The following is a 14,519-nucleotide window of genomic DNA, read 5'->3' on the forward strand; positions in this document are numbered from 1 at the left end:
CTCCCCGCCGGATGCCAGACGACCTCTACCGGACCCCCGGGGGACCATCCCCATACGGAACGGTGAACGACCGCCCCCTGGTGGTTACCGCTTCGTCGACCACGCCTTCTCTATGGCGGCGAGCACGTCCGCTAGCTCGACGTCATCTCGCCGCACGTCCCGAACGAATGCTTCTGCAGCTGCGGTGACGTCGATGGCGATGATTCGCCCGGGTCTGACTGTGGTGCCCTGGGAGCGTCGTGTTTCGACGTGGCCCGCTTCTTCCAGTTCCCGATAGGCGCGCGCTGCCGTACCGACCGCCACTCTGAGGTCACCCGCAATCTGTCGAACGGTCGGGAGGCGCTGGCCTGACTGCAACCGGCCAGACGTGATTTCTGCCGCCAACGCTGCGCGGATCTGCTCGTAGGGCGGTCGAGGATCGTCAGCGTCGACCTCGATGCTCATCACGCCATCACCGTCGACACGTCAGCGGCACCCCGAGGAAGGCGCGCCAGAGACGTGGCGGCCAGTACCGCCATCACCATGCCGACGAGGAACACGACGCCGGCAACACCCAAGAGCACCAGTCCAACGATCCCCGCGAGCTGTGCCGAATCGGGCGTCATGCCCGTCTCGAGAACAGGTGCGTTCATCAGCGGAAGCGCCGCCGAGCCCAGGAAGACCGTGCTCGTGAGTAGGAGTGAGGCGTTGGCAACACGAAGAACGAGCCGCACCGCGCCGCGCCGCAACGCGGTATCTGTTTCGCTGAGCTCGGGCCAAGCGGTAGCGGGAGAGGTGACGACGCGGCGCAGAGCGTGCCGAACGGCAACGACGAGCAGACCGATCAGGGGAAGAGCCGGCGCTGCGAAGAGCCATCCCGGGAACAGGAACGGCCCTCCAGCGAGGCAGGGGTCCGAGAACATCACCGGACAGATCCAGCGACCATCGTCCGCCGGCTTCGACAGCAGACCACTCAGGAGTGCGATGAGCGCAATCATCGAGGCGATCGTGGCGAAGGTCGCGCGTTGTCGAACCGTGGAGTAATCCGAAAGTCGTCTCGGCATCACGCTCGCCGTGCGTCGCCTCATCGCTCCATCGATGGAGGGCACGGGCATCACACTGAACACGCCGAGCCCTACAGCCGCTGCGAGCAGCAGCCCGAGCAGGAACGGCACCGACTCCAAGCGCGGATTCGCTATGTGAATCAGCACCGCGACCGCGAAAGCGACGAGCGCGGCGGCGACCGAGGTGACCATCCGCACGACGCCGACGCGATGAGCGCGCACTACGGCAGGCGGCTGTCGACGTTGAGTCAGCAGCGACACTCCTCCCGCGACGACGCTCGCCACGACGAGCACACCGATCACGACCAACGTGATCTCCGCGAAGCCCCAGTTACCCATGACCGTCCCCTTTGTGTTGAGTAGACAATACAAAGGGGCGAGGGTTTGTGTCAAGCGTGCGAAACAAGGACAGATCACCGAAGGGGTCGACCAGAACAAGTATCCAATCCCAGACAATCCTTCAACCAACCCGCCCGGTAGACGATCCCCTTACGGGACAGGTTCTCGATTATTTTCATCGTCGCGTCGTCAGTTCGGGGTCCTGCCGGACATGTACAGAGTGAAGGCCACTCGAGCGCACAGGAGCAGATCATGACCACCGAACCTCACGACGCAGACAGCGATCGGGCGATGAACGCGCTCCTGGACGAATCGGCGCCGCCGACCCCACTGGCAGAGGCCGTCTCCGACTCCTCTCTTCGAGAGATGGTTCGCGGAGCGGAGTGGAACGCGCGACGCGGCCGGCGACAGGCAACGCCGCGCGCGCTCGTGATCGGAACCGTCGTCGCTCTCGCTCTGGGCGGTACGGGAGCGGCAGCAGCAGCGACGCTCTCCGGCTGGCAGCCGTATGTGGCGAATCCGGATTCCGTTGTCCACTTCACGCTGCCCAGCGGAAGAGAATGCGAGTTGCGCAGCGTCGTCAGGGAAGGCGACCCGGAGGACATCAAGGAGGCGCAGGACGTATTTCGCACCACCGACGTGCTCGCCCTCGCTGACATCGACGGCGAGCTAGCCCGGATCGTCGCTCGGGACGTGACTGTCCGCGGCGACGACGGCGACACCGTGGTGCCCGCGACCGAGTTGTACTCGGAAGACGAGCTGTACCGCCAAGCCGTGGTGGGTGCGATCACCAACGTCGTCTGGGACGAGCTCGAGGATAGAGGGGTGGTCGATCCCGTCACCGGCTCAGACCTCTCCACCGGAAGCCAAGACGACTGCGCACAGTTCACCCAGGCAGACCTCACCCAGTGAGCCGCCGCGACACGCGAGCCGATCGCGTCGTAGCCATCCTCGACGCCACAGCCCGTGACCTTCTGAACTACCTCGAACGCCGAGTCGGCACCGACGACGCTCCCGACGCGCTCTCTGAGACGATGACGATCGCGTGGCGCCGGTCGTCGTCCATGCCCCTGCCGGACGAGGACGCCCGCCTCTGGCTGTTCGGGGTCGCGCGGAACGTCGTCCTGAACACCAGTAGGACGCGCCGGCGCCAAGACCTCCTGGCCGAAAAGCTTCGCGGCACCGTCGAACCCATCGAAGTGACCGGAGAACCCTCCGACGTCACCCTCGACGTCCAAGCAGCGCTGAGCAAGCTTTCTCCGGAGCTGGCAGAACTGGTGCGGCTCGTGCATTGGGACGGCTTCTCTCTCAGCGAGGCGGCTCAGATCGTGTCCGTTCCGCCGTCGACTGCGCGCAGCCGTTACCAGAAGGCGAAGCGCGAGCTCGGTGACCTGCTGTCCTTACCGCCCTCGGAACGAGCACTCGGGTCTGCAGAGAAACGCCGGGTCTGACGCGCTAGCCCATGGGCTAGCGGGAGCCCGCCTTGACGATCGTCAGAGGACCTTCGTCGGCAGTTGGCGGCTCGAAGTGATCGAAAAATGCAGCCGCCACCTCGTCCGGCAGGGCGTAGTCGTCGGCGTGTTCGAGACGGCGAGTCCGCATCCTCTCCAGTGCGACCGACCGTGGCGTAGCGAGGTAGATCGTCTCGGGCACCACCCCGAGCTTCCCTAGTAGCTCCCGGTACTCCATCCGGGAACGGCGGGACCAGAACGAGAAGTCCAGCACGACGTCGACACCGTGCTCCACCAAGTCCAAGAGCTGACCGCGCAGCTCGCCCTCTATCTCTGCATGTACGTTCGCCGGTAACGGCATCGTTCGAATCCCTCGACGCCACGCTTCCTGGTCGAAGGAAAGACGTCTCATCCCGGCTGCTGCGAGCTCGCGCGCGACCGTCGACTTGCCCGCGCCGGCGGGACCGCACATCAAAACAACCCTGGTCATGGGGCGACCATAGCGTCGAGCGTCGGCAGCGTGTCCGATAGGCAATCCCCATACGGAACGGGCAGCCTCGCGCTCTTCGCTCCGTTGATGAGAGCCGGTGCTCTGGAGTTCAGGCGAAGTAGGGTGAGCGAAACGCGACGGGGGACGCCATGGGCCACAAACGATCGACCTACGGATTCAAGATCGGTGCGGCCTCGGTCGCGCTCATGGCCCTTCCTCTTCTCGGCGGGTGCGCGCAGGACACCACCGTCTACGACGACCCGACCGTGTACTCGGACTACGACAGGGCGCAGCAGGAGCAGGACGCACTCCCCTCGCTCGGCAGCGTCGGAGACAAGCTCGATCCCGACTCGATCCGGTTCGCCGGGTCCGTCGAGGGCCTCGACTTCTACTTGGCCCTACCTCGCGAGGGAGCCGGACACTGCGTCATCGTCAACGAGGGCGACGAACCGGTCAGCGGCTGCGGCGAGAAGCTGTCAAAGCAGAACGACTGGACGGTACAGATCCACCCCGACGACGCCGTACCGGACGACGCCACCGGCGACGGCTGGACTCAGCTCGGCAAGAACCTGTCGGTCCGCGCAAGCTGACAGCGGGAGGGCTCTCTCGCTGAACCACGGCACCCGGCGGAGGTCGGCCCGGCGACTTGGTGATCCGCAGAACGATCCCCATACGGGACGCGGTGCTGAACGCCGTAGGCGATCAAATGGTGTCGCAGGCCGGCTACACGAGACCGTGCCGGTGGGCGAAGGCGACGAGCTGCAGACGCGAGGCGAGTTCGAGCTTGCTCAAGATGCTGGAGATGTGGCTCTTGATCGTGGATTCACTGAGGTGCGCAGCGGCTGCAATCTCGGCGATGCTCCGCCCCTCCGCAGCGGACGCGAAGATCTCCTTTTCCTTCACCGAGAGCGCGTTGAGAACTTCGGACGTCGTAGTCGACGCCGAGGGCAGGTAGTCGCGCACCGGCAGGTGCTCGGCGGTGCCGGCGACGACGGTCCGGCCGGCGGCTACTGCGCGGATTGTTCCGAGGAGCAGTTCGGTGGAAGCGTCTTTCACGAGGAAGCCGGCGGCGCCGGCGGAGAGAGCTTGCGCGATCGCGCTGTCGTGCTGGTGGGTGGTGAGGATGATGACGCGGGTGCTGATGTCGGGGTGCTGCGTGAGACGTCGCGTTGTAGAAATGCCGTCGAGGACGGGCATGCGCACGTCGAGCAGCAGGACGTCCGGCTTTTGCTCGAGCACCAGCTCGATGGCGGCGGCTCCGTCGTAGGCGGCGCCAGCGAAGTGGAGGTCGGCTTCTGCGTCGATCAGCATTTCCAGCCCTGAGCAGAACAGGAGGTGGTCATCGGCTACCGCGACTCGGATCACGTGCCGCGCTCGGAATCCGGTGCCGGGATGGAGGCGGTGACGACGAAGGGGCCGTCGCCGTCCGTGCCCTCGGCGGTGAGCCACCCGCCGGCGAGCTCGGCGCGTTCCTTCATTCCGGCGACTCCCATCCCGGAGCCGACTGAGGGCTCTCGCCCTGGTCGCCCGTGGGAGGTGACTTCGAGCAGGAGCGCGGTTCCGTTCCAGAGCAGCCGGACGAAGGCGTTGGGGTGGTCGCCGCTGTAGCGGAGCGCGTTGGTCAGCGCCTCCTGCACGATCCGGTAGACGGCCAGCTGCTGCCCCTCGGTGAGCGTGAGCCGTTCCCCGTCCTCCGCGAAGCCGACTGACAGGCCAGCGCTGTCGAAGCGCTCGATGAGGTGCGGCAGCTCACTGAGGGTCGGTTGGTCGAGGGTGACGGGGCTGGGTCCGATCGACTCGATGAGCATCCGCACTTCCACGAGGGACGAGCGCGCGACGTCAGAGATCACTCCGAGGGACGCCTGGGCCCGGCCGGGATCGGCCCGGACCAGTCGCGCAGCGCCATCGGCCTGCGCGAGGACGATCGAGAGGGACTGAGCCATGATGTCGTGCACATCCCGCGCGATACGAGCGCGCTCGGAGATGAGGTTCAACTCACGTCCGGCGTCCTCGAGACCCCGAGTGAGAACGCGCTGCTCCGCGAGCAGCCGCGCTCGTTCCCGGCGGACCCGGAAGAGGTGACCGCCGGCCCACGCGAGCACCACGACTCCAGCGAGCACGGCGGCGAAAACCGGTCCACCGGTCGGCAGCGCAAGTGCGCACCCCGCGACGACGAGTACCACGGAGAGCAGCCATCTGCCGCGCGTCATCGTCTGCGCTCCCGTGCGCGCGGCGATGTAGGCCACTCCGAACGCGGAGGGCCACAGCGTTCCCGACTCGTCCTTCAGCAGCAGAAGCGAAACGGGCACTACGACCGCAGCTGCGCCGGCCGCGATCCACGGTCGCCGGACACCGATGGCGATGACCAGAGCGATGAGAAGGATGACGGCGCCTCTCGTCAGTCCGTCCGGCCCTACGAGACGGCCGGCTTCGGCGGACCACCAGAAGCCGACGAACGCGACAGCGACAGCGACGTCGACCGCACGCAGCGAGATCCGGCGGAGAAGACCTGACATGCCACGACGCTAACGGGCCGCCTCGTCGCCGAGCGCGGACCGATGCATCTTTCGTCCGAACGGACGAGAGGACGTGACTGTCCAGCTGAGGACTCCACGCGCAGCCGCGCCTTCACTGGAGACACGACGCACCTGAGACCAACCCGCAGCCGCGTCCTCGTCAACACCGACTTCCGAAAGGTCAGAATCATGAGGCTCCACCGATTCCCCGTGGTCGCGCTGCTCGCGGCCGTTCCCCTCGCCCTGACCGGTTGCTCCCAGAGCGCCAGCAGCGCAGCGCTCACCCCCGATCCGTCCGCCCACGCCTACCTCGACACGGAGTCCGGAGAGATCATCCTGCCGCTGACCGAGTACGACTTCTACGGCCCCGCATCCACGCTCGCTCTCGCAAACCACGCCACCGACATCGCCTTCGCGAAGTGCATGAACGAGAAGGGCTTCGCCTACTCCGCGGCGTCCGTCGAGGACGACACCGCATCGCGGATCGGCGATCGCAGCTACGGGATCTGGAACGAATCGCAGGCGCGTCTCTACGGATACGGCGCGGCGCCCTCCGCCATCAACGCCGCGTTCGAAGCAGACCGGGCGGCGGGAGGCGATGCATGGGAAGCGGCCTACGAGGAATGCACGATGCAACCGGATCCCGAAATCGCGAGCTTCACCCCCGACAATGCGGAGCTCACCGAGTCGCTCGTTCCGCAGATCCAGACCCTGGCGTACAACGCCGCCTCCGCTGACCCGGCCTGGCAGCAAGCCCGCGAGGCGTGGTGGCAGTGCCTGCGAGAGGAAGGACTGGAGCCCCGTACCGGATCGGGCGAGTGGAGCTCGGTCGAGGCCAACGAGCTCGCGTCGAGAATGGGCGGAACGTTGGCAGACAAAGCGGAGGAGATCCGCATCGCGACCATCGAAGCGCGCTGCAACACCGCGACGGGCCTGACTCAGACGCTGGGCGACCTCGAGGCGTCGTACCAGGCGCCACTGATCGCCGCGAGCCAGGACGCCCTGGACGAACTGAAGGCGAAGAACCAGGACCGTCTCGCCGCGATCCATGCCTACATCGCCCGCAACAGCTGAGCGGCAGAGCAGCCGGGTCGCCCCGGGCGGGTCGACCCGGCTCAGCGCCCGGTGAGTGATCCCCATACGGGACGGCCGGTACGCCAGCTCTCTCCCCGACAGAATCGTGCGACGATCACCGCGTGAATTCACAAATCAGGGCCTTCGAGAAACGCTGGCGAGCCGAGTGGGGCGATGACGCGGCGCCGATCGGATGGCACATGCGCGCGCTCGACTCCGGGGCCGACCGCTGGAGGAGATTTCACACCCTGCCGAAGTCGAAGCAGTACCCCGAGAGCCCGGAGGAGATGCAGACGGTTCTCGATCGCTACGTCACCTTGCTGACCGAGGTCGCGGGCGATTCTGCAGCCCCTCTACTCGTCATCGCGCAAGAATGGGATCAAGACGACCTCGCCCGGACTCCGTGGATCGAAGCTCTTCTTCCCGATGCCGTCCACTGGAGAAGCTCCGTGCACGACGAGGACCTCTACGATCTACCGGCTCTGACGATCAGCTTCGGGCCACACCGACCCGAAGAACTCGAGCCACTGTTCCGCGCCGTCTCGAACGAGGAAGCGCACGTCGCCGTCACCGACGCCACCGCTAGCTGGCTCTTCGCCCCCTACGACGGAGGCGTCGACGTCTTCCTCAAGGACGAGCGACAGCAGGAAGACCTGCGAGCGAGATTTTCGGACTGGCTACCGGCGCCAGGACTTCCCGGTTCACCACTCGACAGTAACTGACGACCGGAACGGGTTCCAGCAATCGCAGAGGAGCGTTCGGTGAACGATCCTCATACGGGACGAGGCGGTCGCGGGGTGGAACACTCTGCGGTAGCTTCACGACCGGGGGTGGTCATGGTGGAAGTGCTCAAGGGCGTGAGCCTGCTCGCGTCGGGTGTCGTGATCGCCTTGATCTGCTCAGTGGCGGGGTTTCAGGCCGGCGTTCGTGCGGACCTGGATCAGACCGGGGGCCAACTCAGCCCGGTCCTGCTCGTGGGCTTTTTTATCGGACTCGTCGTGTCAGCCGTCGGCGCGATCGTGCTCTACCGGTGCTACGAGCGTGCCCGCGGCGTTCGCTAGCTGCTAGCGGAATCTGCAGCCGGAGCGTCACGCGCTGTGGACATGCGGCCTGTGGCGGTGCGGTCGAGAGATGGGGACTTCGCTGACGCCGCACGTGACAGACCGGCGGGGGCCGCCGGCGCCGCCCTGCTCTGGGCCGCGACGCACAGCGCGGGCGAGAGCAGTACCTGCCCGCTCACCGGCCACTGAACGATCCCTATACGGAACGACGAACGGGCGGGCGCCCCTAAAATCAGCGCCGTGCGGTTTCGCCCGAATATCCAGCTCCGTTTCGGCATACTCCTGCCCGCAGCTCTGATCTGCGTGCCGGCAGCGACAGTATGGAAGCCCGGCCTCGCGCTGGACGAGCAGCTGGTATTCATCGTCATCTTCGCGGTCGTCATATCGCTCGCTGCGCGGTGGGTTGTTTTCAGCGGCGTCAGCCTGCGAGAGAACGACCTCACCGTCCACGGGGTCTGGTGGTCCCGACGCGTCCCTCGCGACCAGACCATCCAAGTGCGCCAAAAAGCCGGCTTGATGGTCCTGCACTGGCGCGACCGTCACGGCCGCATCCGGCACACACCGATGATCGCCTTCACATCCGCATCCAACGATCCCTCATGGGCCGCAAGTCACAACACTCACGTAGCTCGAGCGGTCAACGACTGGATTGCCGGCGGAGACGGGCGCGGCGCGGGTCGCAGAGTCAAGGACAACTAGAACCCTGCGTGCCGGTGAACCATCCCCATACGGGACGTCGGCCGCGCGGCGGAAGCCAACCATTTAGAACTTGGACGGCGTTCCTGAGACGTTCCGCGCCCGACCGGCCATGTCCATAGTGAAGAGCAAGGTCTGCTCGAGGAGGAAACGATGGACGACGACGGATTCGATGAGTTCCTGGCCCGCTCGGGACGTAGTCCGATAGGTGGGCTCGCGTCTCGCACTGTTATTGAGGACCTGGTGTCCGCCACCGCGGAGAGCGCGACACCACGGCGTCCGTGGTGGCGTCGCCCGCTTCTAATCCTCCCCGTGATCGGTGTCCTCGCCGCGACGACAGCCGGGGCCGTCGTCTTCACCGTGGGATTCGATGCGGACGCGATCGTCCCGATCAACTACACGACCGACTCGGGTCGACAGGTCAGCTGTCACTACGCGGTCGAGGCCGGCATCGGCGGCACGAGCGACCCGGCAGCGGTAAAGGACTTCATCGCTGAGCACGACTGGTCAGGGATCGGCCAGCGCGTCTACGAAGAAGCCCTCGCACATCCCTACATCCCACGGAACAGCGAAGAGGCCGCCGGCCTCACGCAGGCCAACCTCGACAAGTTCTCGTTCGGGGCGGCTCTGACCACGGTGATCTGGGCCGAAGTCCCCGACGAACTGGTGCCCGAGGACATGCTGAGCGGAGCCGAATCCGACTGCGAAGGAGAACTGCGGTGACCCTGGACGACCAGCTGTCATCGAAAGCCTCCTCGACGCGGCGAGGCGACGACGAGCGCGCCAGACGGGTGGAGCTCCTGCTTCTCGCCCAGGCGGAACCGCTACTGCGCTACTTCTCCCGCCGAGCTCCCCTGGATGACGCCCCCGACCTCCTCAGCGAGACCATGCTCACCGTCTGGCGCCGCGCGAAAGACGTACCCGCCGGCAACGAAGGGACGCTCTGGATCTACGGGGTCGCACGCCGAGTCCTCGCTACTCACCACCGCTCGAATCGCCGCCGAACCAGCCTCGTTGACCGCCTCCGAGACCAGATTGTCGTTCACAACCCGGCCCACGACCAGCTGGACGACATCAGCGCGCACCTCCACCACCTCATCGAGAGGTTGCCCGCCGTTGATCGCGACATCATTGGCTTGGTCCACTGGGAAGGCTTCACCCTCGAAGAAGCCGCACGCATCCTCGAGAAAAACCCCTCCACGATCCGGACCCGATACGCGCGACTTCGACAACAGCTGAAGTCGGAACTCCAAGCCGAGGTCTAGCTCCGTCAGATGGCCATCCCCATATGGGACGGTGGGCTCGGGATCTCGTTTAGCCGAGCGAGAGCGAGATGCGACGATGAGCGCATGGACGAAGCGGCGACGGTCGAGCGCGCTGACCTGCTGTGGCAGGAGGGTCGCCGAGCGGCCGCTCTCGATCTCTTGCGAGGGCAAGTACGTCGCTCCCCCTCGGACACGATGGCCAGACTGGCGCTGATCGCGAAGTACCGCGAGCTCAGTGCCCCCGACCAAGCAGGACGCTGGGGTCTCGCTCTAGACGGCGAGACCTCGGACTTCGAACGAGACAGGGCCGCGCGCCTGCTGGCAGGGGCAGGCCTTCACGACCGCGATCTGCCCGACTTCCTCGCTCTGCCCTGCCGCGACCTTCCTCGGGAAGTCTTGCAATTGCTCCCTCTGGTCGAGCACTATCGCGGACAGTTCGATCAAAAGCCCCCCGATCAGGAGCCGCCGCCGAGTGACTGGCTCGAGTTCGCTGCGCTCGTGCTCTGGCTCTCGTCGGTCGGTCTAGCCGTCGTTGCCATGGTGATCGTCTGGGGCGGCGCGGCGTTCGGCGCGCAGATGACCGCCTTCGCTCGATGGTCAGGTGTCGTCTGCGTCGGCATCGCCGCTCTCGGCTGCGTCGCCCAGGGCTGCTGGCTGTTGCGCTCAGGATCTCGAGCGCTTGGCTGGACCTGGCTCGTGCCAGCCGTGTTCGTTGCAACGGGACTCACCCTCCTCATCACGGCCGCGATCCAGAGCGGCGGGGAGCTTCTGTTTACCTGGGAGAAGTGAACCTAAGCGCTATGGAAAGAACGCCGTTACAAGTGACCGGCTGACCATCCCCTTACGGGACGATGCGCAACGTCACTGCATGCCAGAGTTGAGCCGTGGAGCGCTGGTTGAACGACGAGATGCGATTGAGCGTGCCGTCGACGGTCACGGCGGTCGACGACGATCCCGCACTCCGACCGCTCATCGAACGCGGGTTCGCTCGTTCAGGTGACTCGGTTGTACTTCGGGCCTATGCCGTCTCTCGCCTCCGGACGGCACCGCCGTCCGATGCTTGGGGGGTGGAAAGTTGGGTAAACAGCATCCACTTACGCTCGAACCTTCCGGCCGCCAACGTATCGTGGCGGGAGCAGGTGGTCGCACAAGGATTGTTCCTGATCGACGGGCTGCTCCCCCGAATGGTTCGACTCTCGTCGGGCCGTGCTGTTCAAGCCGTCCTGTCGCTTCAGTCGTCGCCAATCTCTGTCGACCCCGAAGCCGACTTCGCATCAGGGTCTGTCCACTTCACGCTCGTCCGCAGCGCAGTGGACGACGCTCGAGCCGTTCAAACGCGCTGGATGCAGCCGGTCATGGTTGTCACTCTCGACTCGATCGACACCTCGACCAGCGACAGCGACGCCTCCTGACGCAGGCCAGAGCGGAATCCTCCGTCTATCGGGCAGACCGGCCGTGCCCTGTGGGAACCGAAGCACTGGACGATCCCCATACGGGACACCCGCTAGAACGATGAGAACCGACATGAAACGTCTGCGAGATGCGACGAATCCGTTGGCGATGGGCAACGCGGGTCGCGACGGCTGCACTCCCGGGTCATCGACGCCCTCTGGAGGTCAGTAGGCGTTCCAGTTCGATGTCAACGCCAGCAGGACTGTCTTGTCTTCACTGTCGGGATTCTGATCGAGCCAGGCGCGTAGGCACCTCACGATCGCGTCGTAGTAGAAACCCTCGGGTTGGCCCCCTTCAAATGAGAGAACGGTGGCATCGGCCGGCCAATCAGAATCCCTGCCGCCTCGTGAGCGCACCTGATAATCGCGCCCCTCCGCTCTGACGGTGGTCTCGAAGAAGTCCTCGCGCAGGTCCCACGCCGCTGAGTCATGAGAGAACCCGGAAGCCTCCCAGAGGTGACGAACCCAGTCGTCCCACAGCCCGACATCATCTGGAACACCATTGCGGCGAACGTCCCGCTGCATACTGAGCAGCAGCGTCTCGGTGTCCAAGCCCGTGTAGGCGATCATCTCCGTCGTGAAGCTTGCAAGAGCGCGGTCTGCGACCTCAGCGGAATATAGCAAGCTCGTGCGCGAGTCCTCGGTCATGGCCACAGCCTGCACCGCGAACCGCAGCCCGTCCACAACCGTGAACCGAGACGACCATCCGTAGCCGCCGCGCCTAGCGGACTCATGTCGGCGCAGCCTTGACCGCCCAGCGATCCCCTATCGGTACGCAGTTCCCGTGGCTCGGAGCTCGGGATCTCGTCACGCTCTCCAACGAGTAGGTGTGGGAAGGTCTCATTCATGAGCAGTGACGGGGAGCGGCGAAACGACCCAGTACAGATTCGCGTGTTCACCATCGCCGCGTGCGTTTACCTCGCCGCTGCCATCGCGTTCACGGTCCTCGAGTTCACGACGGACCTCAACGGCGCGAGTGGCGCAATTTCCTGCCTGACGTTGTTCGTCGTGAATGCCGGAATCGTTCTCGTGCGGCGGCGACAGCGGCGTCGCGACGGCGCATGAGACCGCGCTCCTGATGGAGCGCCGCAGCTCCGGAGTCGGGGTCGTCGCATAGGTGGCCACACCGAGGCGGTGGATCGCTTGGTCACCGATCCCCCTACGGGACAGCGCCTCGCCCGGCTCCCGCTAGAGCGAGCGCGACCTCGTGCGCTCTGGTAAGCAGTGGGTGTGATATTCACCCAGGTCCAACTCATCACCGGAGGTGGCGTCTTCATCACACTCTGCGGCATCGGCGTCGTGACGACGGGCCAGGCGGTCGGCTGGTTGATCGCCGTAGCCGGTGCTGTGATCGCCGCATCGGGTGCCATCCTCTGGCGCCGCGAACGTCGTTTCTGACGTCCGGTCGCACGGATTACAGCGATTCGCTGAGAGATCCCCATGCGGGACGCGCCAATAGCGAGGACCAGCCGACTGGGGTCTGGCTAGGGTGTGGCCATGACCGACTACTTGCCGAAGGTCTGGATCTGCGTCGTCTACGCATGCTGTTGCGCGTTCCTGGCTCTCGCGTTCCTCGCCAGTGCCGTCCTCGGGCGGTGGCTGTCGCTTGCCTGGGCCGCCCTCGCGATTGGAGGAGTCGTATTCTTCGTGCGACGAGCGCAGCGCCTGCACAGGACGATCAGACAGCAGTGAGTACCGCACAACGCACTGGTCCGTTCCTCTTCTTCGGGGAGTTCGCTCAGGCAGGCGGCTGGTTAGTCGCTGTGATCGCCGCTTTGGATGCCGTCGTCTGGCGTCGCGAGCTCCGTGCCTGACGCCCTGTCGGCCGGGACGCAGCAGCTCACTGAGGGATCCCCATACGGGTACCTAGCCGCACAACACGGGAAGGCGTGGCTTGCTTCGTAGGCTGAGCGCATGAGGTCAGCACTTCGGAGCGCAGCCGGCGGCGCCGTCATGCTGATGGCCCTCGTCGGCGGTCTGGTCTCGCTCGGTGCCGGGTGGATCATCGATGGACGTGAGCCTCCAGCCGTTCAGTGCGAGAGCGGCCCGTACCCGGGAACAGGCGGACCGTTCCACGAAACGACCCGTATCACCGGATCGGTGACGATCTTGCCCCTCGGAGTGGATTGCACCTACGACGTCGACGGAGACGAGGTCGGCCCGCAGACTCTCCGGCACCCGAACATGCCCGCCACTGCAGGTTTCCTGGGCAGTGCGCTCACTTTCGCTGCTGGAGCAGCGCTCCTCGTCGTCCGGACCGGTCGGACAGAACCCGTCTCTGCCGACTGATGCGCCCGACCACGGCGACTCGCTCAGCCATCCCCCGCCGGGACGAACTATGAGGCGCCGGTCGGCACGGTCAGTACGGCGCCCATCACAGTGACTGCTGCGAGCAGGGCACCGACCGGGACGGCCCAACGAGGCCGGTAGGCGCCAATGATGAGGGTGCAGAAGGTGAAGAGCGCGCCCACTCCGACGAGTGCGAACCAGCAGGCGAGCGGCCACGCCGGCCCGGCGAGGCAGTCGATGGGCGGGTCGTGCACCTCGAGGAACGTGCTGCGGTAGTTGCCCGCGCAGTTGACGAAGATCAGCCAGTTCGTCACCGTGCCGAGCCCGGCGAGGACGACGGTGACGACTGCGCCGATGACACCGGTGAAGGCGAGGAGCGACGCGATCGTGTCGGACGCCTTCGCGTTGACCTGGCGGCTCATGGCCGGTCCTCACCGCCGCTCGTCCTCGATGAAGGAGGCTCCGGCTGAAGGGGTGTTCGGACGAGCCGTACAGCGACGGCCGGCTGAACGAGGGCTCCTGCCGCGAGGAGGAAGAATCCCCACCCCTCGAGAATCCCCATCGCAATGATCAGCACGCCGAGGCCAGTCGAGGCGCAAGCGCCGATCACGCCCATGACCACCGAGGTGGTCACCGAACCGCGTCGGGCGTTGAGGACGAGCTGCGCGTCACGGCACCGGTCACGATCGCGAAGTCGGATCGCCGGGACCGCGACGACAGCGAGCAGCAGTAGGAGAGAGAACCAAGGGAACAGCTCCCACGGAAACGCGTCACGAAGCAGCAGATTCCGCGAAGTCACAAGCAGAGCCTAAGGAAGCAGGGGAACACGGCCCACAACGGATCG

General features: G+C 65.7%; 22 protein-coding genes. 14 read left to right on the forward strand and 8 right to left on the reverse strand.

Annotated features, from left to right (window positions below; translation table 11 throughout):
* Positions 1-84: 84 nt before the first annotated feature.
* Together C5D44_RS06110 and C5D44_RS06115 are read right to left on the reverse strand one after the other, a co-directional pair.
* Complete coding sequence (locus C5D44_RS06110) at positions 85-444, reverse strand: GntR family transcriptional regulator (protein ID WP_104281178.1); 360 nt, start codon at positions 442-444, stop codon at positions 85-87.
* Positions 444-1,382, reverse strand: a complete 939-nt coding sequence (locus C5D44_RS06115) for a hypothetical protein (RefSeq protein WP_104281124.1) — start codon at positions 1,380-1,382, stop codon at positions 444-446. The genes C5D44_RS06110 and C5D44_RS06115 overlap by 1 nt, the downstream gene beginning before the upstream one ends.
* A 252-nt stretch (positions 1,383-1,634) precedes the next feature.
* Between C5D44_RS06115 and C5D44_RS17665 the strand changes: the two genes are divergently transcribed.
* A complete protein-coding gene (locus C5D44_RS17665; RefSeq protein WP_104338011.1) occupies positions 1,635-2,294 on the forward strand; it encodes a hypothetical protein in 660 nt (219 codons plus the stop codon).
* The gene (locus C5D44_RS06125; RefSeq protein WP_104268916.1) at positions 2,291-2,833 is read left to right on the forward strand and encodes an RNA polymerase sigma factor; all 543 of its coding nucleotides are present in this window, start codon (positions 2,291-2,293) and stop codon (positions 2,831-2,833) included. The genes C5D44_RS17665 and C5D44_RS06125 overlap by 4 nt, the downstream gene beginning before the upstream one ends.
* A gap of 16 nt (positions 2,834-2,849) precedes the next feature.
* Here the strand turns inward: C5D44_RS06125 and C5D44_RS06130 are convergent, their stop codons facing one another.
* Positions 2,850-3,323, reverse strand: coding sequence for an ATP-binding protein (locus C5D44_RS06130; RefSeq protein WP_219813054.1), 474 nt, complete (start codon positions 3,321-3,323; stop codon positions 2,850-2,852).
* Between the two features lie 149 nt (positions 3,324-3,472).
* On the opposite strand from C5D44_RS06130, the gene C5D44_RS06135 reads away from it, so the two are divergent.
* Positions 3,473-3,913: a hypothetical protein gene (locus C5D44_RS06135; protein ID WP_104234410.1), complete on the forward strand. Its 441-nt coding sequence runs from the start codon at positions 3,473-3,475 to the stop codon at positions 3,911-3,913.
* A gap of 133 nt (positions 3,914-4,046) precedes the next feature.
* Here C5D44_RS06135 and C5D44_RS06140 read toward each other — a convergent pair whose 3' ends face one another.
* Both C5D44_RS06140 and C5D44_RS06145 read right to left on the reverse strand, forming a co-directional pair.
* Complete coding sequence (locus C5D44_RS06140; protein ID WP_104281125.1) at positions 4,047-4,688, reverse strand: response regulator transcription factor; 642 nt, start codon at positions 4,686-4,688, stop codon at positions 4,047-4,049.
* Positions 4,685-5,839 (reverse strand): sensor histidine kinase, encoded by a 1,155-nt coding sequence (locus tag C5D44_RS06145; RefSeq protein ID WP_104281126.1) that lies wholly within the window; start codon positions 5,837-5,839, stop codon positions 4,685-4,687. The genes C5D44_RS06140 and C5D44_RS06145 overlap by 4 nt, the downstream gene beginning before the upstream one ends.
* Positions 5,840-6,049: 210 nt before the next feature.
* Here C5D44_RS06145 and C5D44_RS06150 point away from each other — a divergent pair, with 210 nt between their 5' ends.
* The 8 genes from C5D44_RS06150 (at position 6,050) to C5D44_RS17670 (ending at position 11,347) form a co-directional block, all read left to right on the forward strand.
* Positions 6,050-6,913 (forward strand): hypothetical protein, encoded by an 864-nt coding sequence (locus C5D44_RS06150; protein ID WP_104281127.1) that lies wholly within the window; start codon positions 6,050-6,052, stop codon positions 6,911-6,913.
* Positions 6,914-7,035: 122 nt separating this feature from the next.
* Entirely contained in the window at positions 7,036-7,635 is a 600-nt protein-coding gene (locus C5D44_RS06155) for a hypothetical protein (protein WP_146087990.1), read from the forward strand.
* A 114-nt stretch (positions 7,636-7,749) separates the two neighbouring features.
* Positions 7,750-7,974 (forward strand): hypothetical protein, encoded by a 225-nt coding sequence (locus tag C5D44_RS06160; RefSeq protein WP_146078882.1) that lies wholly within the window; start codon positions 7,750-7,752, stop codon positions 7,972-7,974.
* Between the two features lie 240 nt (positions 7,975-8,214).
* Positions 8,215-8,673, forward strand: coding sequence for a hypothetical protein (locus C5D44_RS06165; RefSeq protein WP_104261702.1), 459 nt, complete (start codon positions 8,215-8,217; stop codon positions 8,671-8,673).
* A 309-nt stretch (positions 8,674-8,982) separates the two neighbouring features.
* Complete coding sequence (locus C5D44_RS17965) at positions 8,983-9,393, forward strand: hypothetical protein (RefSeq protein ID WP_181065502.1); 411 nt, start codon at positions 8,983-8,985, stop codon at positions 9,391-9,393.
* Entirely contained in the window at positions 9,390-9,935 is a 546-nt protein-coding gene (locus C5D44_RS06170) for an RNA polymerase sigma factor (RefSeq protein ID WP_181065503.1), read from the forward strand. The genes C5D44_RS17965 and C5D44_RS06170 overlap by 4 nt, the downstream gene beginning before the upstream one ends.
* Before the next feature lie 84 nt (positions 9,936-10,019).
* Positions 10,020-10,724, forward strand: coding sequence for a tetratricopeptide repeat-containing protein (locus C5D44_RS06175; protein ID WP_104281130.1), 705 nt, complete (start codon positions 10,020-10,022; stop codon positions 10,722-10,724).
* Positions 10,725-10,819: 95 nt separating this feature from the next.
* A complete protein-coding gene (locus C5D44_RS17670) occupies positions 10,820-11,347 on the forward strand; it encodes a hypothetical protein (RefSeq protein WP_146087991.1) in 528 nt (175 codons plus the stop codon).
* Positions 11,348-11,551: 204 nt separating this feature from the next.
* On the opposite strand, the gene C5D44_RS06185 is transcribed toward C5D44_RS17670, so the two are convergent.
* Positions 11,552-12,034 carry a hypothetical protein gene (locus tag C5D44_RS06185; RefSeq protein WP_146087992.1) on the reverse strand — a complete coding sequence of 161 codons (483 nt, stop codon included), beginning with the start codon at positions 12,032-12,034 and terminating at the stop codon, positions 11,552-11,554.
* 198 nt (positions 12,035-12,232) lie between these two features.
* Here C5D44_RS06185 and C5D44_RS17675 point away from each other — a divergent pair, with 198 nt between their 5' ends.
* The 3 genes from C5D44_RS17675 (at position 12,233) to C5D44_RS06190 (ending at position 13,078) form a co-directional block, all read left to right on the forward strand.
* On the forward strand, positions 12,233-12,451 hold the full coding sequence (locus C5D44_RS17675; protein ID WP_146087993.1) for a hypothetical protein: 219 nt from the start codon (positions 12,233-12,235) through the stop codon (positions 12,449-12,451).
* Positions 12,452-12,616: 165 nt separating this feature from the next.
* Entirely contained in the window at positions 12,617-12,784 is a 168-nt protein-coding gene (locus tag C5D44_RS17970) for a hypothetical protein (protein WP_181118459.1), read from the forward strand.
* Between the two features lie 99 nt (positions 12,785-12,883).
* The gene (locus C5D44_RS06190) at positions 12,884-13,078 is read left to right on the forward strand and encodes a hypothetical protein (protein WP_146087994.1); all 195 of its coding nucleotides are present in this window, start codon (positions 12,884-12,886) and stop codon (positions 13,076-13,078) included.
* A gap of 644 nt (positions 13,079-13,722) precedes the next feature.
* Here the strand turns inward: C5D44_RS06190 and C5D44_RS06195 are convergent.
* On the reverse strand, positions 13,723-14,097 hold the full coding sequence (locus C5D44_RS06195; RefSeq protein ID WP_104281134.1) for a hypothetical protein: 375 nt from the start codon (positions 14,095-14,097) through the stop codon (positions 13,723-13,725).
* Positions 14,094-14,474, reverse strand: coding sequence for a hypothetical protein (locus C5D44_RS17680; protein WP_146087995.1), 381 nt, complete (start codon positions 14,472-14,474; stop codon positions 14,094-14,096). The genes C5D44_RS06195 and C5D44_RS17680 overlap by 4 nt, the downstream gene beginning before the upstream one ends.
* Between the last annotated feature and the right edge of the window lie 45 nt (positions 14,475-14,519).

It is taken from the genome of Rathayibacter sp. AY1B5, from assembly GCF_002932795.1.
Classification (GTDB): Bacteria; Actinomycetota; Actinomycetes; order Actinomycetales; family Microbacteriaceae; genus Rathayibacter.

What these genes read in the sequence shown, in the direction of transcription:
- C5D44_RS06110 (WP_104281178.1), bottom strand. Translation starts at nt 444, where the DNA reads ATGAGCATCGAGGTCGACGCTGACGATCCTCGACCGCCCTACGAGCAG.
- C5D44_RS06115 (WP_104281124.1), bottom strand. Translation starts at nt 1,382, where the DNA reads ATGGGTAACTGGGGCTTCGCGGAGATCACGTTGGTCGTGATCGGTGTG.
- C5D44_RS17665 (WP_104338011.1), top strand. Translation starts at nt 1,635, where the DNA reads ATGACCACCGAACCTCACGACGCAGACAGCGATCGGGCGATGAACGCG.
- C5D44_RS06130 (WP_219813054.1), bottom strand. Translation starts at nt 3,323, where the DNA reads ATGACCAGGGTTGTTTTGATGTGCGGTCCCGCCGGCGCGGGCAAGTCG.
- C5D44_RS06135 (WP_104234410.1), top strand. Translation starts at nt 3,473, where the DNA reads ATGGGCCACAAACGATCGACCTACGGATTCAAGATCGGTGCGGCCTCG.
- C5D44_RS06145 (WP_104281126.1), bottom strand. Translation starts at nt 5,839, where the DNA reads ATGTCAGGTCTTCTCCGCCGGATCTCGCTGCGTGCGGTCGACGTCGCT.
- C5D44_RS06160 (WP_146078882.1), top strand. Translation starts at nt 7,750, where the DNA reads ATGGTGGAAGTGCTCAAGGGCGTGAGCCTGCTCGCGTCGGGTGTCGTG.
- C5D44_RS06175 (WP_104281130.1), top strand. Translation starts at nt 10,020, where the DNA reads ATGGACGAAGCGGCGACGGTCGAGCGCGCTGACCTGCTGTGGCAGGAG.
- C5D44_RS06185 (WP_146087992.1), bottom strand. Translation starts at nt 12,034, where the DNA reads ATGACCGAGGACTCGCGCACGAGCTTGCTATATTCCGCTGAGGTCGCA.
- C5D44_RS17675 (WP_146087993.1), top strand. Translation starts at nt 12,233, where the DNA reads ATGAGCAGTGACGGGGAGCGGCGAAACGACCCAGTACAGATTCGCGTG.
- C5D44_RS06190 (WP_146087994.1), top strand. Translation starts at nt 12,884, where the DNA reads ATGACCGACTACTTGCCGAAGGTCTGGATCTGCGTCGTCTACGCATGC.
- C5D44_RS06195 (WP_104281134.1), bottom strand. Translation starts at nt 14,097, where the DNA reads ATGAGCCGCCAGGTCAACGCGAAGGCGTCCGACACGATCGCGTCGCTC.